The sequence below is a fragment of the Amycolatopsis sp. 505 genome (assembly GCF_031625235.1).
GTDB lineage: Bacteria > Actinomycetota > Actinomycetes > Mycobacteriales > Pseudonocardiaceae > Amycolatopsis.
The window spans coordinates 306,861-332,282 of the sequence record NZ_JACKQP010000001.1; the positions used below are offsets into that span (position 1 = coordinate 306,861).

A 25,422-nucleotide genomic window follows, 5' to 3' on the forward strand; every position below is an offset into this window, starting at 1 on the left:
GTGGCTGGTTTGCGGGGTGTCTTCGCCGGGTTCGGCAAGAGCAGGGCGTTCGCGGTGCTCGGGCGGGCGCTCGTGCCGGCCGACCGGGTGCTGCTGCGGATCAGCGGCGGCCGGGTCGGCGTCGGCGCGGCGGTCGGGCTCCGGACGCTGCTGCTCACGACGATCGGCCGCCGCAGCGGCGAACCCCGTCAGGTGCCGCTGCTGTACGTCGCGCGGGAGACGGGGTACGTCGTCATCGGCTCGAACTGGGGCGGCGAGGCGCACCCGGCGTGGTCGGCGAACCTCCTGGCAAACCCGGCGGCGACGGTCGCGCTGAACGGGCGCACGATCGACGTCAGCGGGCGGCTCCTGACCGGGGACGAGCGTCAGGAGATGTGGGACGCGGTGGCGGCGTACTGGCCCGCGTACGACCGGTACGCCACGCGGGCCGCGCACCGGGACATCCGCGTCTTCCTGCTGGAGCCGGTCAGCCGATGAGGTCGGTGTGCCGGATCCGGTACACCTGCAGCCGCAGGTTGTAGTACTTGTCGGTCTCGCCGACCCAGTTCATGCCGAGCCGCTTGGCGACGGCGATCGCCCGCGTGTTGTTCGGCCGCGCGACGGCGAACAGTTCCTCGGTGTCCTGCGTGAAGGCCCATTCGATGAGGGCGGTCGCCGCCTCGGACGCGTAACCCTTGCCCCACACGCCGGGCGTCAGCTGCCAGCTCAGCTCGAGGTCCTCTTCGAAGGGCGGCAGCAGCCGGATGCCGAGGCCGCCGATCACCGCACCGTCCTCTTTGCGCTCGATGGCCCACCGCCCCCGCGGCGGCGGCAGGTTCGGCTGCGCTTCCTGCCAGGCGTGCAGCACCGCGCGCATCGCACCGATGTCGCCGACGCGGTCCATGGCCGGGGTCAGCCAGTGCGTGACGTCTTCCGCGCCGTAGATGGCGAACGCGGCTTCGGCGTCGGCAGGCGTCCAGTCCCGGATCACGAGCCGGTCGGTGCTCAACGGGGTCTCCATACCAGGACGTTACGCCGGGAGGTCGCCGATTGTTCTCGGAGCGGCGCCGCCGGTGGTGTCGCGAATGACTCATTCGGGACCTCCGGCGTCTCGAATGAGTCATTCGCGACCTTCGGCGGGGACCCGGGCTTACAGTCGGCGCGTGGACGAAATGCACGCGCTCCTGGCCCGCGCCGCCGAGCTGGCCGCCGACTACCGGGCCACCCTCGCCGACCGGCCGGTCGCCCGGGCCGTCGATCCCGCCGTCCTGCGGGCCGGCTTCGGCGGCCCGCTCCCCAAGCACCCCACCTCACCGTCCGAAGTGCTCGAACACCTCGCGCGGGCCGCCGAACCCGGTCTCGTCGCCACCGCCGGACCCCGGTTCTTCGGCTTCGTCATCGGGGGCGCTCTTCCCGCCGCCACCGCGGCCGATGTCCTCGCCGCCGGCTGGGATCAGAACGGGTTCAACGCCGTGCTCTCGCCCGCCGCGGCCGCCGCCGAAGAGGCCGCCGGCAGCTGGCTCAAAGAGCTTCTCGGCCTCCCGGCCACCGCCTCCACCGGGTTCGTGACCGGTGGCCAGGCCGCGAACACCGCCGCCCTCGCCGCCGCGCGGCACCACGTTCTCGCCGAAGCCGGCTGGGATGTCGAACGCGATGGGCTCGCCGGCGCCCCGCCTGTCCGGGTCCTCGCCAGTGAAGAACGGCACGCCACCATCGATCGCGCGCTGCGGCTGCTCGGCTTCGGCACCCGGGTCGTCGAACCGGTCAAAGCCGGCCCGCAAGGCGCCATCGACGTCGAAGACCTCCGCAGAAAGTACGAAGCCGGGCCGCTGATCGTCTGCCTGCAGGCCGGCAACGTGAACACCGGCGCGTGCGACGACCTCCGCGCCGCGCGGGAAGCCGCGCCCGGCGCCTGGCTCCACGTCGATGGCGCCTTCGGGCTCTGGGCCGCCGCCAACCCGGCCACCAGGCCGCTCCTCGACGGCGTCGAACTCGCCGATTCCTGGGCCTGCGACGGGCACAAGTGGCTCAACGTCCCGTACGACTCCGGCTTCGTCTTCTGCGCCCGCCCGGACGTCCACGCCGCCGCGATCTCCTACCGGGCCGCCTACCTCACCGGCGCCGGCGAGGTGTCCGGCATGGGCGATCTGACCCTGGAGTCGTCGCGCCGCGCCCGCGGGTTCGCCGTCTGGGCGGCGCTGCGCGAGCTGGGCCGCGACGGCGTCGCCGAGCTCGTCGACCGCTGCTGCCGGCTGGCCCGCCGGTTCGCCGGGAAGCTCGCCGACGGCGGTGCCGAGATCGCCAACGACGTCGTCCTCAACCAGGTCCTCGTCTCCTTCGGCGGGGACACCGACGCGCTCATCCGGCAGGTTCAGGACGACGGCACCTGCTGGCTGGGCGGCACCACCTGGCGCGGCCGCCGGTACCTGCGGATCTCGGTGTCCGGCTGGACGACGACCGAGGCCGACGTCGACCGCAGTGCCGCGGCGATCCTCCGCCTCGCGCGTCAGTGACCTTCGCGCACCGAAAGCGCGTCCGTCCGCCAGGCGATTTCCTTCTCGCCGCCGGTCGGCCAGCTCGACGACAGCCGGCGGCGGACGCTGCCCAGCGCGCCCAGCTCGGCCAGGTCCACCCCGGCGCCCTGCGCGGCCAGCGCCGACACCTCGGCCGTCGTGAGCGGCACGAAGTCGAAGTACTGCGCGTCTTCGCCGCCCGTCCAGTCGACGAACTCGGTGAAGATCGCGGCGAACGACTGCCCGCACTCCGGGCAGCGGCGCAGCGAGATGCTGAAATGCGACCGCTCGACCAGGCGATGGGTCTTGTTCAGCCGGGTCGTGCAGAACGCCAGCGCGGTCAGGGCGTCATCGCCGGAACAGCGGGCGCAGCCGAACTCGGTCATCGCCCGATCATCGCACGCGTGAATCCGCACCCGGCTGCGGAGGTACACCGAAACCCGCTGACCACACGATTCGCTCTGGTCCGCAGTGGTCTGGACCTGTTAGCCTCAGGCGTCCGCTCGTCTGGGCCGATGAGGAGAAACCCGTGCTCCGCATGAGAAAACGCATCGCCGTCGTCGCGCTCGCGCTCGCCGGTGCCTCCGTCGTCGCGCCGCCGGCGGACGCCGGGCAGGGCCAGGGCAAGGTGATGGCCTACTTCGCCGACTGGGACGTCTACGCCCGCGGCTACCACGTCAAGGACATCGAGACGTCCGGGTCGGCCGCGAAGCTGACCCACATCAACTACGCCTTCGGCAACGTGACGGGCGGCGGCTGCGCGGTCGGCGACCCGTGGGCCGACCACGACATGCCCTACGACGCCGCCACCAGCGTCAGCGGCCAGGCCGACAGCACCGAACCCGGCGCGCTGCACGGCAGCTTCAACCAGATCCTCCAGCTCAAGAAGCTGCACCCGAAGCTGAAGGTGCTGTGGTCCTTCGGCGGCTGGACGTGGTCCGCGGGCTTCACCGAGGCGGCGAAGAACCCGGCCGCGTTCGCGGAGTCCTGCTACAACCTGGTCAATGACCCGCGCTGGGCGGGCGTCTTCGACGGCATCGACATCGACTGGGAGTACCCCAACGCCTGCGGGAACACCTGCGACACCAGCGGCCCGAAGGCGTTCACCGGACTGGTCAAGGCGCTGCGCGCGAAGTTCGGGCGCCAGCTGGTGACCGCCGCGATCACCGCCGACGGCTCGAAGGGCGGCAAGATCGACGCCACCGAGTACGGCGCCGCGAGCCGGTACCTCGACTGGTACAACGTGATGACCTACGACTACTTCGTCGCCGGCGCCAGTCCGAACGGGCCGACCGCGCCGCACTCGCCGTTGCGCGCCTACCCCGGCCTCCCGACCGCCGGCTACTACGCCGACGCGGCCGTCCAGAAGCTGCGCCACCAGGGCGTTCCGTCGTCGAAGATGTTGCTGGGCCTCGGGTTCTACGGCCGAGGCTGGGACGGCGTGACGCAGAAGCAGCCGGGCGGCACGGCGACCGGCCCGGCGCCCGGCACCTACGAGGCGGGCGTCGAGGACTACAAGGTCCTCAAGACCAAGTGCCCCGCCAACGGCAAGATCGCCGGTACGGCGTACGCGAAGTGCGGTTCGCAGTGGTGGAGCTACGACACCCCCGAGACGGCGTCGGCCAAGGCCGGGTACGCGAAGTCGCAGGGGCTCGGCGGCGTGTTCGCCTGGGAGCTGTCGGGTGACACGGCGAACGCGGAACTGCTGCGGGCCATCGCCGGCCGCTGCTGAAAAGCTGGAGGGCCCGGGCGCGAGCGCGTCCGGGCCCTTCGTCCATTCAGGACGTTCAGGACCAGTCAGGACCGGCCGGGGAATCCGTGCCGGCGGGCGCCGAGGACCACCGCGAGCACCGGCAGCAGGAGCACGAGCAGCGTCCAGGGGAAGGACGCCGGCCCGGCGGCGTCGAGCAGGACCCCGCCGGCCACGCCGCCCGCGGCCATCGCCGCGTTCCACAGCGTGACGAGCATGGCCTGCGCGTGGTCCGCCGCGGCGCCACCGGCGTTTCCGGCCGCCGTCTGCAGGAGCGTCGGGACGCCGCCCCAACCGAGTCCCCACAGCGCCACCGCGGCGTAGACCAGTGCCGGACTGTGCGCGAACACCGCCAGCAGCGTCGCCGCTAGCGCGACGCCGACGGTGCTGAGCACCGTCAGCGTCCGCAGCGCGCGGTCGATCCGGGCGCCGACGATGCCGATGCCGGCCATCGACGCGATCCCGAACACCAGCAGCACGACGTCCACCGCGTCCGCCATCCCGGCGTGGCCGAGGAAGGCGGCGACGTAGGTGTAGAGCACGGTGTGCGCCAGCACGAACACGAGCGTCACGGCGAGCACGGGCACGACACCGGGGACGCCGAGCGTGCGCAGGACCGGCGTCCGCCCGGCCGTCTGCCCCGGCTGGTCCGGGACCGCCGCGGCGATCCATCCGAGCAGGCCGACCGCGATCGCCGACATGACGCCGAACGCCGAGCGCCAGCCGAGCAGGCCGCCCAGGAACGTCCCGGCCGGGATGCCGAGCGAGAGGGCCAGCGGGATGCCGGCCATCACGATCGCGATGGCCCGGCCCTGGTGGTCCGGGACGAGCCGGCGCGCGTAACCGGCGAGCAGCGCCCAGACGACGCCCGCGGCCACCCCGGCGACGAAGCGCGCCACCATCGTCAGCGCGTAGTCCGACGACAGCGTCGTGACCGTGTTGGCCACCGCGAACCCGGCGACGCCGGTGAGCAGCAAGCGTTTGCGGGACCAGCCCGCGGTGGCGGCCGACAGCGGGATCGCGGTCAGCGCGGTGCCGAGCGCGTAGATCGTCACCGCCTGGCCGGCCGCGGCTTCGCCGACGCCGAGACCGGCGCTCATCCCGGGCAGCACGCCGGCGGGCAGCGCCTCGGTGAGCACGGTGACGAACGCGGCGGTGGTCAGGGCGAGGAGGGCGGTGAGCGGGAGAGCGCGGGTCCGGATGTTCGTCATGCCGCTATGCTCGAACCCTCACATTGATGTGAAGGTCTACGTGAGGTGGGGCACATGCGGATCGGCGAGCTCGCGGAGCGCACGGGTACGTCCCGGCGGCTCCTCCGGTACTACGAGGAGCAGGGTCTGATCATCGCGAGCCGCGGCCCGAACGGGTACCGCGACTACGACGAGCCGACGGTCGACCGGGTGATCCAGGTGCGCGGCCTGCTCGACGCCGGCCTGCCCACCCGGATCATCAAGCAGATCCTGCCCTGCCTGGACAAACCCCGCACGATCTACTTCCCGGACGCGACCCCGGAGATGATCGCGACCCTGGAAGCCGAGCGCGACCGCATGACCCGGCGCGCGGAATGCCTGCTGCGCAACCGCGACGCGATCGGCGAGTACCTGGCCGCGGTCCGCGAGTACGACCCGGCCGTCCGGTGACCGGCGACGACTGGCTCCTGGAACCGGTGCCCTGGCGGGAACTTTCCCGCCCGGTGGCCGACCCGGACGAGCCGCTGATCGGCGCGACCTGGCAGGGATCGCCGGTCGCCGTCGTCGCGCCGAAGGTGGTCGAGGAGTGGGCCGCGGCGGCGCAGGCCGCGTTCTTCCCCACCGCGGACGGCGCCGCGCAGGTCGTGGACGTCCCGGCCACGCTCGAGGCCGAGGGCGTCACCGGGCTGCTGCCGCCGAACGCGCTCGTCATCAAGAACTGCGCGGGAATCCAGCTGGGCGACCGGAATTCGCAGACGAACATCCACAAGTTCCGGGTCGAGGACGTCCGGATCACGCTGGACAAGACGCTGGCGCGCACGCTGGCGGCGAGCCTGCCGCCGTCGGCGTCGCCGGTGGAAGGCTGCACGAAGGTGGCGATCTGGAACTCGCGAGGCGTGCAGATCGGGGACGGCAACCACCAGCGCAACGTGTTCCGGCACGTCGTCAAGGGCCCGGAAGTCCCGCTGGGGCCCGTCGATCGCGCGGTGGTGGACAAGCTCCGCGAGGGCCGGCTCGACGCGGCCGAGCGGGCGCTGCACAAGATGGTGCGCAAGGTGTTCGAGCAGGACGCGGCCGCGCTGTACGCGGCGCTCGACGTGACGTGCAACGAGAACGGCCCGGCACCGCCGGCGGTGCTCGAGGACACGATCACGTCGGCGTACGGCGAGGGCAACAAGCAGAAGATCCGCGAGGTCATCGACGTGCGCGCGCTGGACCTCACGGATCTGCTCGCGGCCTTGGTGACCGACGAGCCGCGCGGGGCGTTGAAGAAGCTGCCGGAGGAGGCGGTGGAGGAGCCCGCGGAGCCGGCGGTGGAGGAGCCTGCGGAGGAGGCCGTGGAGGAGCCCGCGGAGGAGGCCGTGGAGGAGCCCGCGGAGCCGGCGGTGGAGGAGCCCGCGAAGCCGCCGGAGCCCGAGCTGCCGGCGGTGAAGGCACCTCGCCCGCCGGCCGTCGAGCCGCCCGAACCCGAAGGGCCGTTCTGGAGCTTCCGCTAGCTCACCAGCGTCGGGACGGGTCGATCACGTGGACCGCCGCTTCCTCCGCCGATGCCGCGCCGTCGTCGATGCCGGCGTCCGAGGCGTACAGCTCTTCGTCGGCGTCTTCCCCGAAGCCTTCGTCCGTGGCGACCAAGCGGCCCGCGCGGACGTCGCCGACCTCGTCGTCGATCAGTTCGCCGTCGGTGTCCTCGGTGTCGCCCAAGCCGTCGTCGTCGAGGTCGTCGGCCAGGTCGGGGACTTCGCGGGCGAGGCGGCCCGCCCAGCTCTCACCTTCCGCCGTCTCGCGCGCGGTGGTGCCCCAGCCTTCGGTGGCCTGCGCGCGTTCCGGTGGTGAATAACCCTCCGCGAGCTCGTCGCGGTCGTCCAAAGTGTCCTCGGGGTCGAGGATGCCGTTGTCGGCGTTGTCTTCGATGTCGTCGTCCACGGCCACATCTTCGCGCAACTCATTGGCCGCGCCCAGTCCGGGTGATATGACCGTGGAAACAAGGCCGAAAGGTGATCCCTCATGCCGATGAGACGCAGGGTGCTGGCCGCGGGGCTGGCCGGGGTGTTCGGCGCCGCGCTGCCGGGGCGGACGGCGCAAGCCTCGGAAGCCACCGGAGCCGCGCCGCCGGTGCGGCTCGACCAGCTGAACCTGGTCAACCTCTCGCACGTCAACGACCCCGCCACGACCAACGTCTTCCCCGGAGACCCGGCCTTCGAGCTGGAGACCATCGCCACCATCCCCGAAGACGGCTACTACCTGCAGTTCGTCCGCGAAGGCGAGCACACCGGGACGCACTGGGGCGCGCCCGGGCACTTCAACACGGGGGAGCCGCTCGCCGACGACATGGACCCGGCGGACCTGTTCCGGCCCGCCGTCAAGATCGATGTCCGCGCGAAGGCGGCGCACAACCCGGACTACGCGGTCACGATCGACGACCTCAAGGCGTGGGAGAAGCGCCACGGCCGGATCCCGGACGAGTCCGTCGTCGTGCTGTGGACCGGCTGGGACGCCAAGTGGGGCACCCCGGCCTTCCCGAACACCGGCGCCGACGGCGTCCTGCACCAGCCCGGGTTCTCGATCCCGGCGGTGCAGTGGCTGATCGACACCGGCCGGCTGGGCCGCCGCGGTGGGACGGGCACCGACACGTTCAGCCCGGACGTCGGCACCGACGAGACGTACACGGTGTCCAAGCTGGTCTACCGGCGGCACCGGATCAGCCTGGAGATCCTGGCGAACCTGAAGGCCCTGCCGACGACGGGCGCCTGGGTCCTCGCCGGCGGCCCGATCAACCGCAACGGCGCGGGCTCGACGGCGACGATCTTCGGCGTGCTCCCGCCGGGGGTGAGCTAGCCGCGTCCGAACGTCGCGAATGACTCATCCGGGACCTCGGACGTCCCGAATGAGTCATTCGCGGCAGCGGTCAGCCGGCCGAGAGCGTCGACAGCCGCAGCGAAGACAGCGGGGCCGGGCGGCCGAAGCGGTAGCCCTGGGCGGTCGTGCAGCCCGCCCGGGTGACCAGTTCGGCCTGCTCGGCCGTCTCGATGCCCTCGGCGACCACGGCCACGTCGAGGTCGGCGCACAGGCCGACCAGCGATCGGCACAGGGCCGCGTCGCGGTCCGGGCGGACGCCGGTGGTCAGCGCGCGGTCCAGCTTGATCAGGTCGACCGGCAGCGCGTGCAGCACCGTCAGGGAGCTGTAGCCCGCGCCGAAGTCGTCGAGGGCCACCCGGACGCCCAGGTCCTGCAGCCGCCGGATCGCGGCCGCACCCGCCGCCAGGTCCGGGACCGGCACTGTTTCGGTGATCTCGACGATCAGGCGGTCCGCCGGCAGGCCGTACCGGTCCAGCGCGGCCCCGACGCTCTCCTCCAGCGTGGCAGCGCCGAGCCGGCTCGCGCACACGTTCACGTGCACCGTCAGGTCGATCCCGGCCGCGGTGATCTCGCGGCAGGCGAGATCCAGCACCAGCGCGTCCAGTTCCGCGCCGAGACCGGCGCCTTCCGCCGCGCGGACGAACGTCTCGGGCGACACCGAGGTGCCGTCCCGGGTGGTCCAGCGGGCCAGCGCCTCCACCGCCACCGGCTGCTCGTCGGCCAGCCGGACGATCGGCTGGAACACCAGCGCGAACCCCTCCGGGAGGCCGCCGCGGCGCAGCGCCGACGGGAAGTCGGGCGGCCCGTCCGGCGACGGGTGGTAGACGACCGTCGTGTCCTTGCCGAGCCGCTTGCCCGCGTACATCGACGTGTCCGCGCGGCCCAGCAGCACGTCCGACGTCACCGCCGGTTCGGCCGGGTCCGGCACGACCAGGCCCATGCTCGCGCGGACCGGGACCAGCGTGCCGTGCACCGCGAACGGCCGCCGCAGCGCGCTCTGGATCCGGTCGGCGACCGCCTGCGGGGCGTCGACCTCGCCCTCCAGCAGGATCGCGAACTCGTCGCCGCCCAGGCGCGCGACCGTGTCGCCGGCGCGGACGCAGCTCAGCAGCCGCTGGGCGACCGCGTGCAGCAGGACGTCGCCGCCGGCGTGCCCGAACCGGTCGTTGACCTCCTTGAAGTCGTCGAGGTCGACGAAGATCAGCACGAGCGGCCCTTCGGCGCCCTGTTCGATGGCGCGGTCCAGCCGGTCGGCGAAGAGCGCGCGGTTGGCCAGCCCGGTCAGCGGGTCGTGGTAGGCCTGATGGGTCAGCGCCTGCTGGCCCTCGTACACCCGGCGCAGCAGCAACCGGTTGTCCAGCAACGAAAGCAGCTGCCGGGCCAGCACCAGGAACACCACCAGCGCGCCGACGAAGACCTCGACGCCGTCCGGGCCGGCCCCGGCCACGATCTGCACGGTGATCAGCAGCGCGACCGCGGTGACCGGCAGGTACGGCAGCGCCACCTGCCACCAGTCGACGCCGACCGCCTGACCGGCGTCGTCCCGCCGTCGCGTGCTGGGCGTGACCAGCAGGGCGAAGGCGATGAACAGCGGGCCGAGCACGAATCCGGCGTCCGACCACGGCTTCATGCTCTCCGCGCCGATGCTGACCAGGTAGGCGAACACGCTGTCGGAGCAGGCCAGCGCGACGATCCCGAGGGCGGCGAGCAGCAGGTTCGCGCGGTAGGGACGGTCCACCCGGTCGAACACGACCAGCAGCACGGCGACGACCACGACCACCAGGTCGGTCAGCGGGTAGGCGATGGCGACGGCCCAGGTCAGCGCGTCCGGCCCGGTGGCCTGGACCACCTGCCCGAGCGCGGCGGTCCAGGTGAGGATGAACAGCGAGCCGGTGACGACCAGGCCGTCGAGCACCACGGCGACGCCGAAGTGGGCGGTCCACTGTGCGGGCTGCCAGCGTTCGCGGTCCGGCCGCGCGCGGGCCCGGGCGAGCACGAACAGCGCCGGCAGCGCGAACAGGGGGAAGCTCAGGTACCCGACGTCGGCCAGCGACGGCGACGGCAGCCCGCGGCCGTCGACCAGCTGGTAGTAGGACCAGACGCACTGGCCGAGCGACCAGCCGGTCATCCCGATCGCGACCAGCACCCGCCACCACCGCTGGTGCCCCCGCACCCGCCGGGCGACGACGACGCCGCAGACGATCCCGGTGACCCCGGCGCCGAGCTGCAGGGCGTCGTCGACCCACAGGGCGAAGGTGTCGCCCCAGAAGGCGAAGCCGTTGACCACGACCACGGCCGCCGTGACGAGGACGAGCAGGATGGCCACTGGGTACCGCCGCACTGTCATGGCACCTCACGCGGTCACGCACGCCGGTCGGACCGGCAAACACTACACCGGGCGTGATCAACCACAAACGCACCGGCACAGGCGCCGGTCAGGCGGTGGCGCGGGCCGGTGCCGGTCGTCGGCTTCCGGTCGCTTCCCGCGGCTGCCGGCGCTGGATCGGGCGCCGTCCCGGCGGGGATCGCCGCCGACCTGCGTGGGTCAAGTGATGTCGCGGCGCTGCAGCAGCCAACCCCCGAGGGCGCCGAACGCGAGCACGTACGCCGCCAGCACCGCCGTCGCCTGTCCGGCCCCGACCACCTGCTCGACCCCCGGTGCGCTCGCCCCGAACGCGGCGGCCAGCGCGCCCGCGTTCGGGCCCGGCAGCGCCTTCTGCAGCTGCGCGACCCAGTCCAGCAGCGGCGCGGCGATCGACGCCAGCAGGTTCTGCACCGCGAGCAGCCACACCAGCCCCAGCCCGATCGGGAGCGCCACCGAGCGCAGGCCGATCGCCAGCAGCACCCCGAGCGCGCCCCACATGGTCGCCACCAGCCAGCCCGCGCCGAGGCCGGTCAGGACGTCGGACGCCGCCGGCCAGCTGATCGTCTGCCCCTCGAGCGACGCCACCAGTGCGCTCGCCCCCGCCGTCGTCGCGAACAACGTCAGCACGGCAGCGAGGGCGGCCAGCGCGACCGTGACCAGCTTCGCGCCGTACACCGCCACCCGTGACGGGTGCTGCACGAGCACGGTTTTCCAGGTGCCGTAACCGTATTCGCTCCCGGCGACCAGCACGCCGAAGATCAGCGCCAACGCGCCGACGAAGATCGGCAGCCCGCCCAGTGCGCTGCCGACGAAGGCGTCCGGCAGCATCGCGGCCAGCCCGCGGCCGCTGCCCGGTGGCCCGGACGTCGCCCCGCTCAGGCCCGCGTACGGGACGGCGTACCCGAACGTCAGCGTCAGGACGACGGCGACGGCCAGCAGCAGCCAGGTCGCGGGACGGCGGGACTGCTTGGTCAGCTCGGCGCGGATGTCACGCAGCACCGGGGTTGCCTCCGGTCAGGGCGAAGAAGGTCTGTTCCAGGTCGGGTTCGTGCCAGCGCAGCTCGGTGACGACGAACCCGGCGCCGACCAGCTCGGCGTTGACCCGCCCGGCCTGCTCCGGGTTGACGTCGAGTTCGAGCGCGGTCCCGTCGAGACGGATGCGGGACGGGCCGAAGAGGCGGCCGAGGTGCTCGCGGGCGTTCGGGAGCGGATCGGCGACGACGCGCAGCGCGCCGCCCGCGCGCAGGTCCTCGACCGTGGTCTCGGTGACGAGCCGGCCGTGGTCGAGGACGCCGACGCGGTCGCAGATCTGCTCGACCTCGGCCAGCAGGTGGCTGGACAGCAGCACGGTGCAGCCGCTCGCGGCCAGCTTGCGGAGGGTGACCCGCATGTCGGCCATGCCCGCCGGGTCGAGGCCGTTGGTCGGCTCGTCGAGCACCACCAGCTCGGGGTCCTTCAGCAGGGCCGCGGCCAGGCCGAGCCGCTGCTTCATCCCGAGCGAGTAGGTCGCGTACCGGTCCTTGGCCCGGTCGGTGAGGCTGACGACGTCGAGCACGGCGTCGACGCGCGTCCGGCGCACCCCGGCGTGGTCGGCGAGCACCCGCAGGTTGGCCCGGCCCGACAGGTACGGGTAGAAGGCGGGGCCTTCGATCAGGGCGCCGACGCGGGCGAGGCTGGCGGGGCCCGGTTCGGCACCGAGCAGCCGGACGCGGCCGGCGGTCGGCCGGATCAGGCCGAGCAGCATCCGCAGCGTCGTCGTCTTGCCGGCGCCGTTCGGGCCGAGGAAGCCGTAGACCTCGCCGGCGGGCACGGACAGGTTCAGGTCTTCGACGGCGGCGATCTCGCCGTAGCGCTTGGTCAGCGCGGTGGTCTCCACGGGCAGGGTCACGGTGGCCTCCTTCTGGCGTCTCCCATGGTCGGGATCGCGGCGCCCGCGGGCGTCCGCCGCCGGACGGCACTTGCGCCTACGCCGGGCTGCGTACGCGGGTACGGTCGAGGTGGTGATCACGCGCATCCGGGGGTACGCGCTGCCGAGCGGCGAGTACGCCGACCTCTACGCCGACGGCGACCGCTGGACGACCGACCCGGTGCCCGGCGCGACCCTGGTCGCCGAAGGCTGGCTCCTGCCCGGCCTGGTCGACGCGCACACCCACCCCGGCGCGGAGGCGCCTGGGCAGCCGATGGACGACGAGCTGCTCCGCGAGCAGCTGCACCAGCACGTCGACGCCGGGGTCACGCTGATCCGCTCGCCGGGTCTGCCGGGCGAGCCGCCGCCGTGGTTCGGCGAGGACCCCGACGTGCCGCGGGCCCGGCACGCGGGACCGTGGCTGGCGCAGGAAGGCCAGTTCTTCGACGGCTGGGGCCGCCGCGCGGCCCATGACGAGCTTCCTGCGCTGGCGGCGGCGCAGGCCGCGCGCACGGGCTGGGCGAAGATCATCGCGGACTGGCGCGTCGGCGATTCCGCGGTCCCGGTCGACGTGCTGCGGGCGGTGGTGCGCGAGGTACACGCGGTCGGCGGGCGGGTCGCGGTGCACAGCCAGCACCCCGAGGGCGGCGCGGCGGCGGTGGCGGCAGGCGTCGACTCCCTCGAACACGGCATGTGCCTGGACCCGGGTCTCCTGGCGCGGATGGCCGCCCAGGGAACGGCGTTGACGCCGACGCTGTCGACGATCACCGAGAGTCTCGGGCGCCGGGAACAGCAGCCGGACAGCCCGGCCCGGACGTGGTACTTGAGCGGCGCGCGGGTGCACGGAGCACTGACCGCGGCCGCGGCGGAAGCGGGCGTGCGCGTGCTGGCGGGCACGGATTCCCTCCCGCACGGCGGGATCGTCGCGGAGATCCGGGCGTTGCTGGCCGCGGGAGTCCCACCGCACGACGCACTGGCGGCGGCGTCGTGGAGCGCGCGGGAGTACCTGGGGCTCGGCGGGTTGGAGCCGGGCGCACCGGCGGACGCGGTGGTGTACGACCGGGATCCGCGGGCGGAGCCGGATCAGCTGGCGGACCCGGCGGCGGTGGTGCTGCGCGGCCGGTGCGTGCGGCGCCGCGGGTGAACGCGGCGCCGCGGCCGGTCAGCGGTAGTTCTTCCCCAGCGGCAGGCCCGGGATCGGCTTCGCGATCAGCGCCACCGGGACGAAGTAACTCATCTGGCTCAGCACGAGCGTGAGCGTCCACAACGCCTTGTCGTCGTAGCACGCGGACGCCCGGGCGAACAGCTCGTCCGGCACCCGCTCGGTCACCGAGCTCGCCGTGAACACCGCCTCGGCGAGCTCCAGCGCCACGCGCTCTTCCTCGCTGAAGTACGGCGAGGTCGGCCAGGACGCCACGGACGTGACCTGCTCCTCGCTCGCCCCTGTCTTCCGGAGCAGCTCGGCCTGCCTGATCGTGTGGTACGTGCTGCCGACCAGCTGGCCGATGCGCAGCTGCACCAGGTGGATCGTGCTCCGCGGGATCGAGCCGTTCATGGTGATCCTGGTCAGCGCGCCGGCGAGGTCGCCCATCTCGGGGAAGAACTGCGCCGGGTCGGGAAGACGGGACATCTGTTTTCCTTTCGTCGTTTCGTGTCCTGACGAAACGGCCCGCCCGGTTGTGAGGCGACGTCACAAACCGCCGCCTCGGATCGTCGGAGTGGCGTGACTGATCTCTTGCAGGAGCGGCGGCAGCTGACCGGCCTCGCCTACCGGCTCCTCGGCTCGCTGAGCGACGCCGAGGACGTCGTCCAGGAGGCGTACGGCCGGTGGTACGCCCTGCCCGGGCCGCAGCGGGAGGCCATCGCGTCGCCCGGGGCGTGGCTGACGACGGTGGCCAGCCGGCTCTGCCTCGACCAGCTGCGGTCGGCCCGTGTCCGCCGGGAGCGGTACGTCGGCGAGTGGCTCCCGGAGCCGCTGCCCGGCGAGACCGGCGCGGGCACCGATCCGGCCGACCGCGTCACCCTGGACGAGTCGGTCACCATGGCGTTCCTCGTCGTGCTGGAGGCCATGACGCCGGCCGAGCGGGTGGCCTTCGTCCTGCACGACGTCTTCGGCTACCCGTTCGCCGAGGTGGCGGCCGTCCTGGGCCGCTCGCCGGCGGCGGCGCGCCAGCTGGCCTCCTCCGCCCGCCGCCGCGTCCGGGCCGCCCGGGCCCCGGAGCCGGCCCGGGGGAGCGCCGAGGTGGTCCGCGCCTTCAAGACGGCCTGGGAAGCGGGGGACATCGAGGGCCTGGTCGGCCTGCTCGACCCGGGGGCCACGGTCGTCGCGGACGGCGGTGGCCTGGTCAGCGCCGTGCGTCGCCCGATCGTGGGCGGCGAGCGGGTGGCGCGGTACGCCGTGGACCTCACGCGCCGGATCGCGCCGTTGTCGCTGGGGGAGGCCACCGTCAACGGGCGGCCGGGGCTGGTCGCCCGGCGGGACGGTGCCCTGGTGGCGGTGCTGGCGTTCGAGGTCGCCGGGGAGGCGGTCCGGCGGATCTGGGCGGTCCGGAACCCGGAGAAGCTCCGCTATTGGCCGGCGGGCTAGCCCGCACCCCGGTCGTCGTGCCGGGCGCGCGGGGCCGGCACGACGAACGCGATCACCGCCGCCGCCAGTCCGACGAGCACGGACAGGTGCGCGGCGGCCGGTACGGCGCTGATCAGGAACAGCCGCAGCGACCCCGAAATCAGCAGGCGCCACATCCTCGGGCTCATGATCAACAAGTACCCGCGGCGGGACGCCGTCAACCGGCGCCGGGGCAACGGCCCGGTCACGTTCACCCGCGGGGGTGGTGCGCCGCCCGGGTGACCGTCCCCGGGCCGGAAAGCCTGCCGCGGCAGCGAAGGCGCTCCGGTCATTTCGACACGTTCGACAGTGGTGGTCGGGTGAGTTTCCGCCCGGAATCGTTGCGCCGCAATGTGGTCGCTGTGAACAGAACGCCAACAAGTTTCGCCATTACCCGGATGGCGGAAAAGGAAACCGCGGGATAACGATCCGTTTGCCGGAGCGTGATCGACTGGACATCGGCGGTGGCGCTGGCGACCATTGACCTCCGTGCGTGGAAGGGGAGGGGAACGGTGAGCCTCAGTGCGGCGGACGTGGTCGGTGAACTCAAGGCCCTGCGCAAAGGGAGGGCAATTTTCACGACACCGCTCGCGGACCGGATCGGCCCCGCATTGCGCACCACTTGCGGCATTGTCGAAGATGACGGAACCGTGGAGATGCGGCGTAAGCTGTCCGATCGATTGCGCCCGCTGGTCGAGTCGCTGCCGGACGATCTGAAGATCGCTTTGCTCGCCGCATTCGCGCTCGAGGAGCGGGCGCGGAAACCGTTCTACCAGGAACGGGTGCACTGGGCCGCGATCACGCTCGACCGCGACGACCGGACGGTCCGGCGGCGGATCGACGAGGGGATCGAGCAGATCGCCGCGCTGGCCGTCGCGGCGGCCGGGCCGGCGCCCCGGCACTATCCGGGCCGCGGCTGGCACACCGAAGAACTGCGCGTCACGCTGGCTCTCGATCAACCGGTGCCGGAGGCGTTCGAATTCCGGCGGGTGGTCGCCGACGCCGACGAAATCGCCGCGCTCGACCTGGCGCTGACGTTGCCGGTCACCGGCGAATCGGGCGTTTCGGTGCACGAGTCGGATCTCGGAGTCGACGTGTTCCACGGCGGGGTGCTAACGCACCGGGTGATGGAATCGAGTGACCGGATCGGGCTCGTGCTGCGGCTGCCGGAGCCGTTGCGCCGCGGCGCGCGCCACGAGGTCGGGCTGCGATTCCGGGCGAACCTGCGAGAACCGCGGTACCTCTGCGTGCCGCGCCACCCGTGCGATCTCTTCGATCTGCACGTTCGGTTCGGTGAACGCGTGCCGAAGCGGATCGTGCGGCAGGAAAAGGTTTCCCCGGCCGACGACCGGTCGCACGCCGGTGCGGCGCTGCCGGCCGACGACGCCGGCGAGGTGCACGTCCGGTTCCGGGACCTCGAGCCGGGCTTCGCCTACGGAATCCGCTGGGCCTGATCGCCCGGTTTCCGCCCACATTTTGTCCCGTCCCCCGAAGGTGCCCGGCGGCCGTTTCGACGGGGTCGTGAACGATTAACGGACAATACCTGGACAACCACCAGCACCGTGCAACGTTGCAGGTCAGCGCCTCGATTACGCCATATGACGGATCGGGGACGTCCAGGCACCACACTGTCCGTTGTGGACGGACGCTCCCGGTGGCGGGCACGAGGAGGGCGCGTGGAAACCATGATCGCGGAGGCGGCGGAGGCCGTCGACGGCTACACGGTGCTGGCGGATTCGCCGAGGCCGGAGGGTGGCCTGGCCAAGGAGCAGCTCGACCCGGTGGTGGCGGCGGCGCGCGACGGCGACCCGGAGGCGGTCCAGGCGCTGCTGCGGCTGATCAAGCCGACGGTGGTGCGGTACTGCCGGGCGCGGATCGGCGGCCGGGACCTGTCCTACCTGTCGGCCGACGACGTCGCCCAGGAGGTGTGCCTGGCGGTGCTGAAGGTGCTGCCGGGGTACCAGGACCGCGGGGGCTCGTTCCTGTACCTCGTGCGCGCGATCGCGGCGAACAAGGTCGCCGACGCGTTCCGCTCGGTGGCCCGGGACCGGTCGAAGCCGGTGCCGGAGCTGCCGGACCGGCCGCTGGGCGGCAACGAGCCGGAGAACCACGTCCTCGAGCTCGACCTGGGGGCCCGGCTGGGCCGGCTGCTGGCGTTGCTGCCGCCGCTGCACCAGGACATCCTGTCGCTGCGGATCGTCGCCGGCCTGTCGGCGAACGAGACGGCGGAGGCGCTGGGCATCTCCGCCGGCAACGTCCGCATCACGCAGTTCCGCGCCCTGACGAAGCTGCGCGGCATGATCGGCGACCTGTAGGCGTCACTCGAGCCATTCGGTGATGAAGTGGTCGCTTTCGTGGATGTGCACGGCCTCGTAGACGCCGGGGCCGAGCACGGCGAACTTGTGCGGCGTGCCCGCCGGGACGACGAGCACGTCCCCGGCGCCGCCGTCGCGCTGCTCGTCGCCGACGGTGAACCGCGCCCGCCCGCGGATGATCACGAACGTCTCGGTGTAGGGGTGCCGGTGCAGCCGCGGCCCGGAGCCGACGACGTCCGTGCTTTCGCGGATGACCGAGACTCCGGACCCGACGTCGCGTCCTTCGAAATTCTCGCTGTCGCTCACCTGGCCAGGGTAGCCGTCGCGACGACCCGCCGAAGCTGCCCGAGCGCCCGGTGCTGCGCGACGCGGACCGCACCCGGCGTCGAGCCCACCGCGGCGGCGGTCTCCTCCGCGGACAGGCCGACGACCACGCGCAGGACGACGATCTCGCGTTGCTTCCGGGGCAACACGTCCAGGAGCTTCGCCATCCGCTCGCGCAGTTCGCGCCGGAGCGCGTGGTGCGCGGGATCGAGCGACGAGTCGGCCGCATCGGGCAGTTCGGCAACCGGCTCGTCCTGCCGCGCGGCGGCCTTCCGCGCGGCGGTGACCTTGGTGCGCGCGATGTCGCAGACGAAGCCGGGCAGCGGACGTTCCGGCGGCCGTCGCGGCAGAGCCGTGAGCAGGGCCACGCAGACGTCCTGGGCGACATCGTCGGCCGAGTCGGGGTCCAGGCGCGCGCGGCAGTAGCGCACCACGAGCGGCCGGGCTTCGGCCAGCGGGTGGTCCGGGCTGGTGGTCATGGCTTCCCTCCGTGCGGGGAACTACCCCCACGCCACGGAGATGGACCCGGCGCGCGCGGATTCCCGGCTATTTCCGGGGATGCCACGAACGAGGCGACGATCCTTTGATCGACGGGGGAGATGACCTAGGCCTGCACGGACGGACTTCAGTGGCGGCCGAGCAGCCTGCCGCCTATGGCTCCTGCTGGGAGGGTCGTGTTCGTGGCGACGCGGCGGTTCGCCGGTGGCCTGCCGTCCGGACTTCCGCGGCGGCCGAGCAGCCTGCCGCCTAAGGGTCCTGCCGAGACCGGAACGCGTCCAGCACCCGGCGCTCCCGTTTGGTCGGCCGCCCCGCGCCGCGGTCGCGGCGGGCGACCGGGATCGCCGTCTCCGGGGGCGGCTTCGGCGTGCGGTCCACGTAGCACGTCGCCGCGTCCGGGGCCCCCACGCGCTTCTGGATCACCCTCACCACATCGAGCACCTTCGTCGTCCCGCCGACGCGCAGGCGGACCTCGTCGCCCGGGACGACCGTGGTCGCCGGCTTGGCCGGTTTGTCGTTGACGCGGACGTGGCCGCCTCGGCAGGCCGCCGCCGCGTCCGGGCGCGTCTTCGTCAGCCGGACCGCCCAGAGCCAGCGGTCCACTCGGGTGGACTCCACAGTCGTCCATCATGGCCCATTCAGCGGCACGCGCTCGCCACCCCGCCAGGTTACTCGCGGGTATATGTCGACTTGTCTGCACCATCGAGCTATAACTTGTTCTAAATACCTCAACGGTGAGGAACAACACATGAGTGTCGAACCCGTGTGGAGAACAAACTCTGGCTCTGTATCCCGTCGCCTCTTTCTTGCTGGAACTGGTTCTATCTTAGCGAGCGCCGCACTGGCCGGTCGAGCCTCGGCGCAGTCCGCCGCACCGGCCGCCATCAGCGACGGCTCCCGCGTGTCCGCGCTGGTGATCGGGTCGGGCTACGGCGGCTCGGTCGCCGCTCTCCGGCTCGCTCAGGCCGGCATCGACGTGCAGCTGGTGGAAATGGGCATGGCCTGGGACACCCCGGGCGCCGACGGCAAGATCTTCTGCGCCACGCCCAATCCGGACCAGCGCTCGTTCTGGTTGCGCACCAGGACGAAGCAGCCGTTTTCCAACTTCCTCGGGTTCCCGATCGACAAGGACATCCCGCGCTACACGGGCATCCTCGACGCCGAGGAGTTCAGCGGGATCACCGTGTACCAGGGCCGCGGCGTCGGCGGCGGCTCGCTCGTCAACGGCGGCATGGCCGTCACGCCGAAGCGGGAGAACTTCGGCGCCATCCTGCCCACGGTCGACGCGAACGAGATGTACGACGTCTACTACCCCCGCGCCAACGCCGGCCTCGGGGTCGCTACCGTCCGCCCGGCCTGGTTCGACTCCACCGACTGGTACCAGTTCGCGCGCGTCGGCCGGAAACACGCCCAGCGATCCGGGTTCCCGTTCGTGTTCGTGCCGGACGTGTACGACTGGGCCTACATGGAGCAGGAGGCGGCGGGCACCGTCCCGAAGTCGGCGCTGGCCGGGGAAATCCTGTTCGGCAACAACTACGGCAAGAAGTCGCTGCAGAAGACCTACCTGCCGAAGATCACCGCGACCGGCCGGGTCACCATCTCGCCGCTGCACCGCGTGACGCAGGTGGTGCCGGCCGCCGGCGGTGGGTACACGGTGACGATCGAGCAGCTCACCACCGCGGGAGCGGTGTCCACGATCAAGACCGTCACGGCGGACACGGTGTTCTTCGCCGCGGGCAGCGTCGGCACGAGCAAGCTGCTGGTCAAGCTGAAGGCGACCGGCGCGCTGCCGAACCTGAACGGCGAGATCGGCAAGAACTGGGGCGACAACGGGAACGTCATGGTGGGGCGGGCCAACCACATCTGGGACCCGACCGGGGCCTCCCAGTCGACCATCCCGTGCGGCGGCATCGACAACTGGAACGCGGGCGGTGCCTTCGCGGAGGTCGCGCCGCTGCCGACCGGGATCGAGACGTGGGCGTCGTTCTACCTCTCGATCACCAAGAACCCGAACCGGGCGCAGTTCACCTGGAACCCGGCGACGCGCGCGGTGGACCTCAACTGGCAGACGGCGTGGAAGCAGCCGTCGATCGACATGGCGAAGACCATCTTCGACAAGATCAACTCGACCGAGGGCACGATCTACCGGACCGACCTCTTCGGCACGTACAAGATCTGGGGCGACCATCTCACCTACCACCCGCTCGGCGGCGCGGTGCTCGGCAAGGCGACCGACAACTACGGCAGGCTCGCCGGCTACCAGGGCCTGTACGCGATCGACGGCTCGCTGATCCCCGGCAACACGAGCGTCAACCCGTTCGTCACGATCACCGCGCTCGCGGAACGCAACATCGAAAAGATCATCGCGCAGGACTTCTGACCCACGACTCGTGAGGGGCGCCGCCCCCGCCCCTCACGACCGGTGGGACGGCAGGACGCAGATCGTGTCGAGGCCGAGGACGTGATTGAGCCGTCCGAAGGCCAGCCAGGCGCCGAGACTCATCGACAGCTCGACGATTTCCCGCTGACTGTACGAAGCGGACATCCGCTTCCAGAACTCGTCGTCCAGGTTGTGGTGGTCGGTCGCGTACCGCTCGGCGTACTCCGCCGCCAGCCGCGTCCGCTCGTCGAAGCGGTCCGTCGTGCGCCACTCCGCCACCGCGTCCGCGAACTCCGGCTCGACCTTGACGCCGTCGCGCTCGGTGCGCCAGTCGAGGCAGAAGACGCAGCCGTTGATCTGCGCGATCCGCAGCCGCGCGGCCTCGAACTCCCGCAGCCCCAGCGTCGTGTGCTCGTACACCGCCAGCGAGAACTGGGACGCGGCGATCCCGATGCCGGGCACCATCTCGCCCCAGACGTACCCGATCGGGTCCTTGCCGGCGGGGAGGTCGATGTTCACGAGCGGCTCCTTCCGAGCTTGCCGGCTGCCGGGCGCAGCGGGACGTCGAGTGCGTCGTAGAGGCCGGGTTCGGCCGCGGCCAGCCAGTCGATCGCGCCGACCAGGCGGCCGACGGCGGTGGCGTTGCCGCCCGCCGACCGGTTCTCGCCTTCGTCGGTCGCCTCGACGGTGACCTCGATGCGCGGCCGGCCTTCGATGATCACGCGGTGGGCGCCGTCGCCGCTGGGCGGCGTGGGCCAGTCCGGCGCGCACGAGGCGTGGATGCGGGTGACGTGCTCGATGACGATCCGCGGCTCGCCGTCGACGATGCCCTGGACCTCGAACCGCACCGCGCCTTGGGTGCCCTTCTCGAACTCGCCCATGGTCCGGGTGGAGACGGTTTCCTCGAGGGGACGCCGGTCGAGCGTCTCGCGCAGCTCGGTCACCTCGACGCCGAGGCCGCGCGCGATCAGCCGGACCTGCCCGCCCCACACCATCGACGGCACGCCGGTCATCAGCATCGGCGGGTCGTACTCCATCGGCTGGCCCATCCCGACCAGGTACCGGACGGAGTCGGGCTGCTCGTACGTCGAGTAGTCGAAGATCTCCTGGCAGCGGACGACGTCGACGTCGGTGCCGAGCCCGCTGATCAGCAGCGGCAGCACGTCGTTGCCCCAGCCGGGGTCGACGCCGGAGACGAACAGCGAGCCGCCGCCGTCCTCGATCGCCGCGAGCACCGGGTCGCGCAGCTCTTTCGGCGCGTTCCGCTGGTCGTAAAGGGGATACAAGGCGGGTGTCACGACGACCGCGCCCGCCCGGACCGCGCGCACGATGTCGGCGAGCGCGTCGTCGAACCGGACGTCCCCCGAAGCGGCGTACACGACCGCGCGCGGACTCGCCGCCAGGACGCTCTCGATGTCGTCCGTCGCGGCGACGCCCAGCTCGCCGACGCCGGCCAGCTCGCCGGCGTCCTTGCCGACCTTCGCCGGGTCGTGGACGAGCACCGCGGTCAGTTTCAGCGCCGGGTGGGCGTCGACGGCCCGGATTGCCGCACGGCCGACGTTGCCCGTGCCCCACACCACTGTGGCGATCATTCCGCCGAGTTTTCGCCTTTTTGCGCAGCTCCGGGAAGCAAATCGTTCCGGCCAGCGGACCGCGCGTCCGTTGGTAACATGGCCAGCGCCCGAACGTCGTATCGGAGGCCCGCGATGACGATCGACCCCAAGCCCCGCAGCCGCACGGTGACCGACGGGATCGAGGCCGCGCCCGCCAGAGGCATGCTGCGCGCGGTCGGGATGGGCGACGGCGACTGGACGAAACCGATCATCGGCGTCGCCAGCTCGTGGAACGAGATCACGCCGTGCAACCTGTCGCTGGACCGGCTGGCCCAGGCGTCGAAGGAGGGCGTGCACGCGGCCGGTGGCTACCCGCTGCAGTTCGGCACCATCTCGGTGTCCGACGGCATCTCCATGGGCCACGACGGCATGCACTTCTCGCTGGTCTCCCGCGAGGTCATCGCCGACTCGGTCGAGACGGTCATGCAGGCCGAGCGGCTCGACGGCTCGATCCTGCTGGCAGGCTGCGACAAGTCCCTGCCGGGCATGCTGATGGCCGCCGCGCGCCTCGACCTGGCCTCGGTGTTCCTCTACGCGGGCACGATCGCCCCCGGCTGGGTGAAGCTCACCGACGGCACCGAGAAGGACGTCACGCTGATCGACGCCTTCGAGGCGGTCGGCGCGTGCCGGGCCGGGCGTCTCGGGACCGGCGACCTCGACCGGATCGAACGCGCCATCTGCCCCGGTGAGGGTGCCTGCGGCGGGATGTACACCGCGAACACGATGGCGTCGGCGGCCGAAGCCATGGGGATGAGCATGCCGGGGTCGGCCGCGCCGCCGTCCGCGGACCGCCGCCGCGACCACTACGCCCACCTGTCCGGGGAAGCCGTCGTCGGCCTGCTCGAAAAGGGCATCACCGCGCGGGACATCCTCACCCGGGAGGCGTTCGAGAACGCCATCACCGTCGTGATGGCCCTCGGTGGCTCGACCAATGCCGTGCTGCACCTGCTGGCCATCGCGCACGAGGCCAAGGTCGAGCTGACCCTCGACGACTTCAACCGCGTCGGCGACCGCGTCCCGCACCTGGGCGACCTGAAGCCGTTCGGCAAGTACGTCATGAACGACATCGACCGCCACGGCGGCATCCCGGTGCTGATGAAGGCCCTGCTGGACGAGGGCCTGATCCACGGCGACGCGCTCACCGTCACCGGCCGCACGGTGGCCGAGAACCTCGCCGAGCTCGACCCCGACCCGATCGACGGTGAAGTGCTGCGCGGCCTGGACAACCCGCTGCACCCGACCGGTGGCATCACCATCCTGCGCGGCTCGCTCGCCCCGGAAGGCGCGGTCGTGAAGTCCGCGGGCTTCGACACGGCCAACTTCGAGGGCCCGGCGCGCGTGTTCGAGCGCGAGCAGGAGGCGATGGCGGCGCTGAACGAAGGCCGGATCGAGGCCGGTGACGTCGTCGTCATCCGCTACGAAGGCCCCAAGGGCGGGCCGGGCATGCGGGAGATGCTGGCGATCACCGCGGCGATCAAGGGTGCCGGGCTCGGCAAGGACGTCCTGCTGCTGACCGACGGCCGGTTCTCCGGTGGCACCACCGGCCTGTGCATCGGCCACGTCGCGCCCGAGGCGGTCGACGGCGGCCCGATCGCGTTCGTCCGCACCGGCGACCGGATCGCCGTCGACATCAAGGCGCGCAGCATCGACCTGCTGGTCGACGCCGCCGAGCTGGCCCGGCGCCGCGAAGGCTGGGAGCCGTTGCCGAACAAGTTTCCGGAGGGCGTGCTCGGCAAGTACGTGAAGCTGGTGCGGTCGTCGTCCTACGGGGCCGTCACGAGCTGAGCGAGGGCGCGCTTGTCGACCTTGCCGACGTCGGTGAGCGGCAGCGCGTCGGCGAAGTCCACCCGCGCCGGGACGTAGTGCTCCTGGCCGAAGGTGTCCCGGGCGTGGGCCTGCAGGTCGCCGGCCGTGACCTCGCTCGTCACGACCACGACGGCGTGCAGCCGGTCGCCGTGGCCGAAGACCGCCGCGCTGCGCACCGCCGGGTGCGTCTCCAGGGCGTGTTCGACGACGGTCGTGGGGACCTTCGTGCCGTGCTCGCCGACCACGGCGACGTCGTCCGCGCGGTCGAGCAGGTAGAGGTAGCCCTCGTCGTCGAAGCGCCCGAGGTCGCCGGTGCGCAGCCAGCCCGCGCCGATCTCCGGGCCGCCGAGGTAACCGTCCATCATGGACAGTCCGCGCACCTCGACCTCGCCGTCTTCGGTGATCCGCGCCTCCATGCCCGGCACGATCCGGCCGACCGAGCCGAGCCGCTCCGGGTGGCCGATCAGCTCGGCGGCGGAGATGCTCGCGATCATCGGCGCCTCGGTGAGGCCGTAGCCCTGGCCGACGACCGGGCCGAAGACGTCGAGGGCCTGCGCGAGCCGGTGCGGTGGCAGCGGTGCGGCGCCGAGGGAGAGCGAGCGGACGCTGCCGAGGTCGGTTTCCGGCCGCTTCGGGTGGTCGAGGAGCGCGGCCAGCCGCGGCGGCGTGAGCGAGAGCGTGTCGATGCGGTGCTCTTGGATCGCGTCGAGGACGGCACCTGCGTCGAAACCGTCGTGGACGACGAGGGTGTCCTGCCGCAGCAGCGTGCCGAGCACGGTCGCGTTGCCGGTCATGTGCGTCATCGGGGCGACCAGCAGCGTGCGGCCCGGGCCGTCCGGCGACGGCGTGAAGAGGTACGCCATGCCGTCGTAAATGCCGCTGTGGCGGATGAGCTTGGGGGTGCCGGTGGTGCCGCCGGTGGGGAAGAGCAGGCGGACGGTTTCCGGCGGGTCGAGCGGCTCGGGTTCGCCGTCGAGGTCGTCGAGGGTTCTCGTATCGGCGCCGGGCCAGTCGCGGGGCCGGTCGGTGACGACGGTGGCACCGCGCGCCGCGGCGAGCCGGCTCGCTGCCGGAGCCGACGCCGGGACCAGGAGCACGGTCGCGCCGCGCAGGAGGGCCGCCAGCTGGACGAGGACCGTCTCGGGCCGGTTGCGCAGGTCGAGGGCGACGGTGGGCTTGGTTTCGCCGAGGCCGCCGTGGAGGCGGCGCAGCCGGTCGCGGGCCTGGTGGTAGGTGGTGACGCCGTCGTTCGCGTGGAACAGGACGCGGTCACCGCCGTCCTCGAGCGCGGCCAAGACCTTCGTCAGGAAGAAGCTCACGCC

The 25,422-nt window shown here is 72.2% G+C and carries 27 protein-coding genes; 12 read left to right on the forward strand and 15 right to left on the reverse strand.

Going from position 1 to position 25,422, the window contains the following annotated elements; genetic code table 11:
- The first annotated feature begins 9 nt into the window (after positions 1-9).
- A complete protein-coding gene (locus tag H5965_RS01545; protein WP_310968464.1) occupies positions 10-477 on the forward strand; it encodes a nitroreductase family deazaflavin-dependent oxidoreductase in 468 nt (155 codons plus the stop codon).
- Here the strand turns inward: H5965_RS01545 and H5965_RS01550 are convergent.
- Complete coding sequence (locus H5965_RS01550) at positions 467-1,000, reverse strand: GNAT family N-acetyltransferase (RefSeq protein ID WP_310967351.1); 534 nt, start codon at positions 998-1,000, stop codon at positions 467-469. The two genes, H5965_RS01545 and H5965_RS01550, sit on opposite strands and share 11 nt — an antisense overlap.
- 151 nt (positions 1,001-1,151) lie before the next feature.
- On the opposite strand from H5965_RS01550, the gene H5965_RS01555 reads away from it, so the two are divergent.
- Positions 1,152-2,492: a pyridoxal-dependent decarboxylase gene (locus H5965_RS01555; RefSeq protein WP_310968465.1), complete on the forward strand. Its 1,341-nt coding sequence runs from the start codon at positions 1,152-1,154 to the stop codon at positions 2,490-2,492.
- Here the strand turns inward: H5965_RS01555 and H5965_RS01560 are convergent.
- Positions 2,486-2,878, reverse strand: coding sequence for a hypothetical protein (locus H5965_RS01560; protein ID WP_310967353.1), 393 nt, complete (start codon positions 2,876-2,878; stop codon positions 2,486-2,488). The genes H5965_RS01555 and H5965_RS01560 overlap by 7 nt on opposite strands.
- A gap of 152 nt (positions 2,879-3,030) precedes the next feature.
- On the opposite strand from H5965_RS01560, the gene H5965_RS01565 reads away from it, so the two are divergent.
- A complete protein-coding gene (locus H5965_RS01565) occupies positions 3,031-4,224 on the forward strand; it encodes a glycoside hydrolase family 18 protein (protein ID WP_310968466.1) in 1,194 nt (397 codons plus the stop codon).
- A 65-nt stretch (positions 4,225-4,289) separates the two neighbouring features.
- Here the strand turns inward: H5965_RS01565 and H5965_RS01570 are convergent, their stop codons facing one another.
- Positions 4,290-5,453 carry an MFS transporter gene (locus H5965_RS01570; RefSeq protein ID WP_310967354.1) on the reverse strand — a complete coding sequence of 388 codons (1,164 nt, stop codon included), beginning with the start codon at positions 5,451-5,453 and terminating at the stop codon, positions 4,290-4,292.
- A 54-nt stretch (positions 5,454-5,507) separates the two neighbouring features.
- Here H5965_RS01570 and H5965_RS01575 point away from each other — a divergent pair, with 54 nt between their 5' ends.
- On the forward strand, positions 5,508-5,882 hold the full coding sequence (locus H5965_RS01575; RefSeq protein WP_310967355.1) for a MerR family transcriptional regulator: 375 nt from the start codon (positions 5,508-5,510) through the stop codon (positions 5,880-5,882).
- Positions 5,879-6,928 carry an RIP homotypic interaction motif-containing protein gene (locus H5965_RS01580; protein WP_310967356.1) on the forward strand — a complete coding sequence of 350 codons (1,050 nt, stop codon included), beginning with the start codon at positions 5,879-5,881 and terminating at the stop codon, positions 6,926-6,928. The genes H5965_RS01575 and H5965_RS01580 overlap by 4 nt, the downstream gene beginning before the upstream one ends.
- 1 nt (position 6,929) lies before the next feature.
- Here the strand turns inward: H5965_RS01580 and H5965_RS01585 are convergent, their stop codons facing one another.
- Positions 6,930-7,355, reverse strand: a complete 426-nt coding sequence (locus H5965_RS01585; RefSeq protein WP_310967357.1) for a DUF5709 domain-containing protein — start codon at positions 7,353-7,355, stop codon at positions 6,930-6,932.
- 81 nt (positions 7,356-7,436) lie between these two features.
- On the opposite strand from H5965_RS01585, the gene H5965_RS01590 reads away from it, so the two are divergent.
- Positions 7,437-8,267, forward strand: coding sequence for a cyclase family protein (locus tag H5965_RS01590; protein WP_310967360.1), 831 nt, complete (start codon positions 7,437-7,439; stop codon positions 8,265-8,267).
- Positions 8,268-8,337: 70 nt separating this feature from the next.
- Here H5965_RS01590 and H5965_RS01595 read toward each other — a convergent pair whose 3' ends face one another.
- The 3 genes from H5965_RS01595 to H5965_RS01605 all read right to left on the reverse strand — a co-directional run bounded on the left by H5965_RS01595 (position 8,338) and on the right by H5965_RS01605 (position 12,541).
- Complete coding sequence (locus H5965_RS01595; protein ID WP_310967362.1) at positions 8,338-10,635, reverse strand: EAL domain-containing protein; 2,298 nt, start codon at positions 10,633-10,635, stop codon at positions 8,338-8,340.
- Positions 10,636-10,833: 198 nt separating this feature from the next.
- Positions 10,834-11,652 (reverse strand): ABC transporter permease, encoded by an 819-nt coding sequence (locus H5965_RS01600; RefSeq protein ID WP_310967363.1) that lies wholly within the window; start codon positions 11,650-11,652, stop codon positions 10,834-10,836.
- Entirely contained in the window at positions 11,642-12,541 is a 900-nt protein-coding gene (locus H5965_RS01605; RefSeq protein WP_310967364.1) for an ABC transporter ATP-binding protein, read from the reverse strand. The genes H5965_RS01600 and H5965_RS01605 overlap by 11 nt, the downstream gene beginning before the upstream one ends.
- A gap of 112 nt (positions 12,542-12,653) precedes the next feature.
- Here H5965_RS01605 and H5965_RS01610 point away from each other — a divergent pair, with 112 nt between their 5' ends.
- Entirely contained in the window at positions 12,654-13,703 is a 1,050-nt protein-coding gene (locus tag H5965_RS01610) for an amidohydrolase family protein (protein ID WP_310967366.1), read from the forward strand.
- Between the two features lie 18 nt (positions 13,704-13,721).
- On the opposite strand, the gene H5965_RS01615 is transcribed toward H5965_RS01610, so the two are convergent.
- Entirely contained in the window at positions 13,722-14,189 is a 468-nt protein-coding gene (locus H5965_RS01615) for a carboxymuconolactone decarboxylase family protein (protein WP_310967367.1), read from the reverse strand.
- Between the two features lie 93 nt (positions 14,190-14,282).
- On the opposite strand from H5965_RS01615, the gene sigJ reads away from it, so the two are divergent.
- A complete protein-coding gene (gene sigJ, locus H5965_RS01620; RefSeq protein ID WP_310967368.1) occupies positions 14,283-15,146 on the forward strand; it encodes an RNA polymerase sigma factor SigJ in 864 nt (287 codons plus the stop codon).
- Here the strand turns inward: sigJ and H5965_RS01625 are convergent.
- Entirely contained in the window at positions 15,143-15,313 is a 171-nt protein-coding gene (locus H5965_RS01625) for a hypothetical protein (RefSeq protein ID WP_310967369.1), read from the reverse strand. The two genes, sigJ and H5965_RS01625, sit on opposite strands and share 4 nt — an antisense overlap.
- A gap of 315 nt (positions 15,314-15,628) precedes the next feature.
- On the opposite strand from H5965_RS01625, the gene H5965_RS01630 reads away from it, so the two are divergent.
- Positions 15,629-16,618 (forward strand): hypothetical protein, encoded by a 990-nt coding sequence (locus tag H5965_RS01630; protein WP_310967370.1) that lies wholly within the window; start codon positions 15,629-15,631, stop codon positions 16,616-16,618.
- A 231-nt stretch (positions 16,619-16,849) separates the two neighbouring features.
- Positions 16,850-17,479 (forward strand): RNA polymerase sigma factor ShbA, encoded by a 630-nt coding sequence (gene shbA, locus H5965_RS01635; protein WP_310968467.1) that lies wholly within the window; start codon positions 16,850-16,852, stop codon positions 17,477-17,479.
- A 3-nt stretch (positions 17,480-17,482) separates the two neighbouring features.
- Here the strand turns inward: shbA and H5965_RS01640 are convergent, their stop codons facing one another.
- The 3 genes from H5965_RS01640 to H5965_RS01650 all read right to left on the reverse strand — a co-directional run bounded on the left by H5965_RS01640 (position 17,483) and on the right by H5965_RS01650 (position 18,919).
- Complete coding sequence (locus H5965_RS01640) at positions 17,483-17,785, reverse strand: cupin domain-containing protein (protein WP_013229266.1); 303 nt, start codon at positions 17,783-17,785, stop codon at positions 17,483-17,485.
- On the reverse strand, positions 17,782-18,282 hold the full coding sequence (locus tag H5965_RS01645; protein ID WP_310967372.1) for a sigma-70 family RNA polymerase sigma factor: 501 nt from the start codon (positions 18,280-18,282) through the stop codon (positions 17,782-17,784). The genes H5965_RS01640 and H5965_RS01645 overlap by 4 nt, the downstream gene beginning before the upstream one ends.
- 268 nt (positions 18,283-18,550) lie before the next feature.
- Positions 18,551-18,919, reverse strand: a complete 369-nt coding sequence (locus H5965_RS01650; protein WP_310967373.1) for an RNA-binding S4 domain-containing protein — start codon at positions 18,917-18,919, stop codon at positions 18,551-18,553.
- A 283-nt stretch (positions 18,920-19,202) separates the two neighbouring features.
- On the opposite strand from H5965_RS01650, the gene H5965_RS01655 reads away from it, so the two are divergent.
- Complete coding sequence (locus H5965_RS01655) at positions 19,203-20,681, forward strand: GMC oxidoreductase (protein ID WP_310967374.1); 1,479 nt, start codon at positions 19,203-19,205, stop codon at positions 20,679-20,681.
- A gap of 33 nt (positions 20,682-20,714) precedes the next feature.
- Here H5965_RS01655 and H5965_RS01660 read toward each other — a convergent pair whose 3' ends face one another.
- Positions 20,715-21,200, reverse strand: coding sequence for a carboxymuconolactone decarboxylase family protein (locus H5965_RS01660; RefSeq protein WP_310967375.1), 486 nt, complete (start codon positions 21,198-21,200; stop codon positions 20,715-20,717).
- Positions 21,197-22,273, reverse strand: a complete 1,077-nt coding sequence (locus tag H5965_RS01665) for a dihydrodipicolinate reductase (protein ID WP_310967376.1) — start codon at positions 22,271-22,273, stop codon at positions 21,197-21,199. The genes H5965_RS01660 and H5965_RS01665 overlap by 4 nt, the downstream gene beginning before the upstream one ends.
- Before the next feature lie 114 nt (positions 22,274-22,387).
- Here H5965_RS01665 and ilvD point away from each other — a divergent pair, with 114 nt between their 5' ends.
- Positions 22,388-24,079 carry a dihydroxy-acid dehydratase gene (ilvD, locus tag H5965_RS01670; protein WP_310967377.1) on the forward strand — a complete coding sequence of 564 codons (1,692 nt, stop codon included), beginning with the start codon at positions 22,388-22,390 and terminating at the stop codon, positions 24,077-24,079.
- Here the strand turns inward: ilvD and H5965_RS01675 are convergent.
- On the reverse strand, positions 24,058-25,419 hold the full coding sequence (locus tag H5965_RS01675; RefSeq protein ID WP_310967378.1) for a fatty acid--CoA ligase family protein: 1,362 nt from the start codon (positions 25,417-25,419) through the stop codon (positions 24,058-24,060). The two genes, ilvD and H5965_RS01675, sit on opposite strands and share 22 nt — an antisense overlap.
- Positions 25,420-25,422 lie beyond the last annotated feature (3 nt).

Coding starts and splice junctions, on each gene's coding strand:
- H5965_RS01550 (WP_310967351.1), bottom strand. CDS start 1,000: ATGGAGACCCCGTTGAGCACCGACCGGCTCGTGATCCGGGACTGGACG.
- H5965_RS01555 (WP_310968465.1), top strand. CDS start 1,152: ATGCACGCGCTCCTGGCCCGCGCCGCCGAGCTGGCCGCCGACTACCGG.
- H5965_RS01560 (WP_310967353.1), bottom strand. CDS start 2,878: ATGACCGAGTTCGGCTGCGCCCGCTGTTCCGGCGATGACGCCCTGACC.
- H5965_RS01565 (WP_310968466.1), top strand. CDS start 3,031: ATGAGAAAACGCATCGCCGTCGTCGCGCTCGCGCTCGCCGGTGCCTCC.
- H5965_RS01570 (WP_310967354.1), bottom strand. CDS start 5,453: ATGACGAACATCCGGACCCGCGCTCTCCCGCTCACCGCCCTCCTCGCC.
- H5965_RS01575 (WP_310967355.1), top strand. CDS start 5,508: ATGCGGATCGGCGAGCTCGCGGAGCGCACGGGTACGTCCCGGCGGCTC.
- H5965_RS01590 (WP_310967360.1), top strand. CDS start 7,437: ATGCCGATGAGACGCAGGGTGCTGGCCGCGGGGCTGGCCGGGGTGTTC.
- H5965_RS01595 (WP_310967362.1), bottom strand. CDS start 10,635: ATGACAGTGCGGCGGTACCCAGTGGCCATCCTGCTCGTCCTCGTCACG.
- H5965_RS01615 (WP_310967367.1), bottom strand. CDS start 14,189: ATGTCCCGTCTTCCCGACCCGGCGCAGTTCTTCCCCGAGATGGGCGAC.
- H5965_RS01625 (WP_310967369.1), bottom strand. CDS start 15,313: ATGAGCCCGAGGATGTGGCGCCTGCTGATTTCGGGGTCGCTGCGGCTG.
- shbA (WP_310968467.1), top strand. CDS start 16,850: ATGATCGCGGAGGCGGCGGAGGCCGTCGACGGCTACACGGTGCTGGCG.
- H5965_RS01645 (WP_310967372.1), bottom strand. CDS start 18,282: ATGACCACCAGCCCGGACCACCCGCTGGCCGAAGCCCGGCCGCTCGTG.
- H5965_RS01665 (WP_310967376.1), bottom strand. CDS start 22,273: ATGATCGCCACAGTGGTGTGGGGCACGGGCAACGTCGGCCGTGCGGCA.
- ilvD (WP_310967377.1), top strand. CDS start 22,388: ATGACGATCGACCCCAAGCCCCGCAGCCGCACGGTGACCGACGGGATC.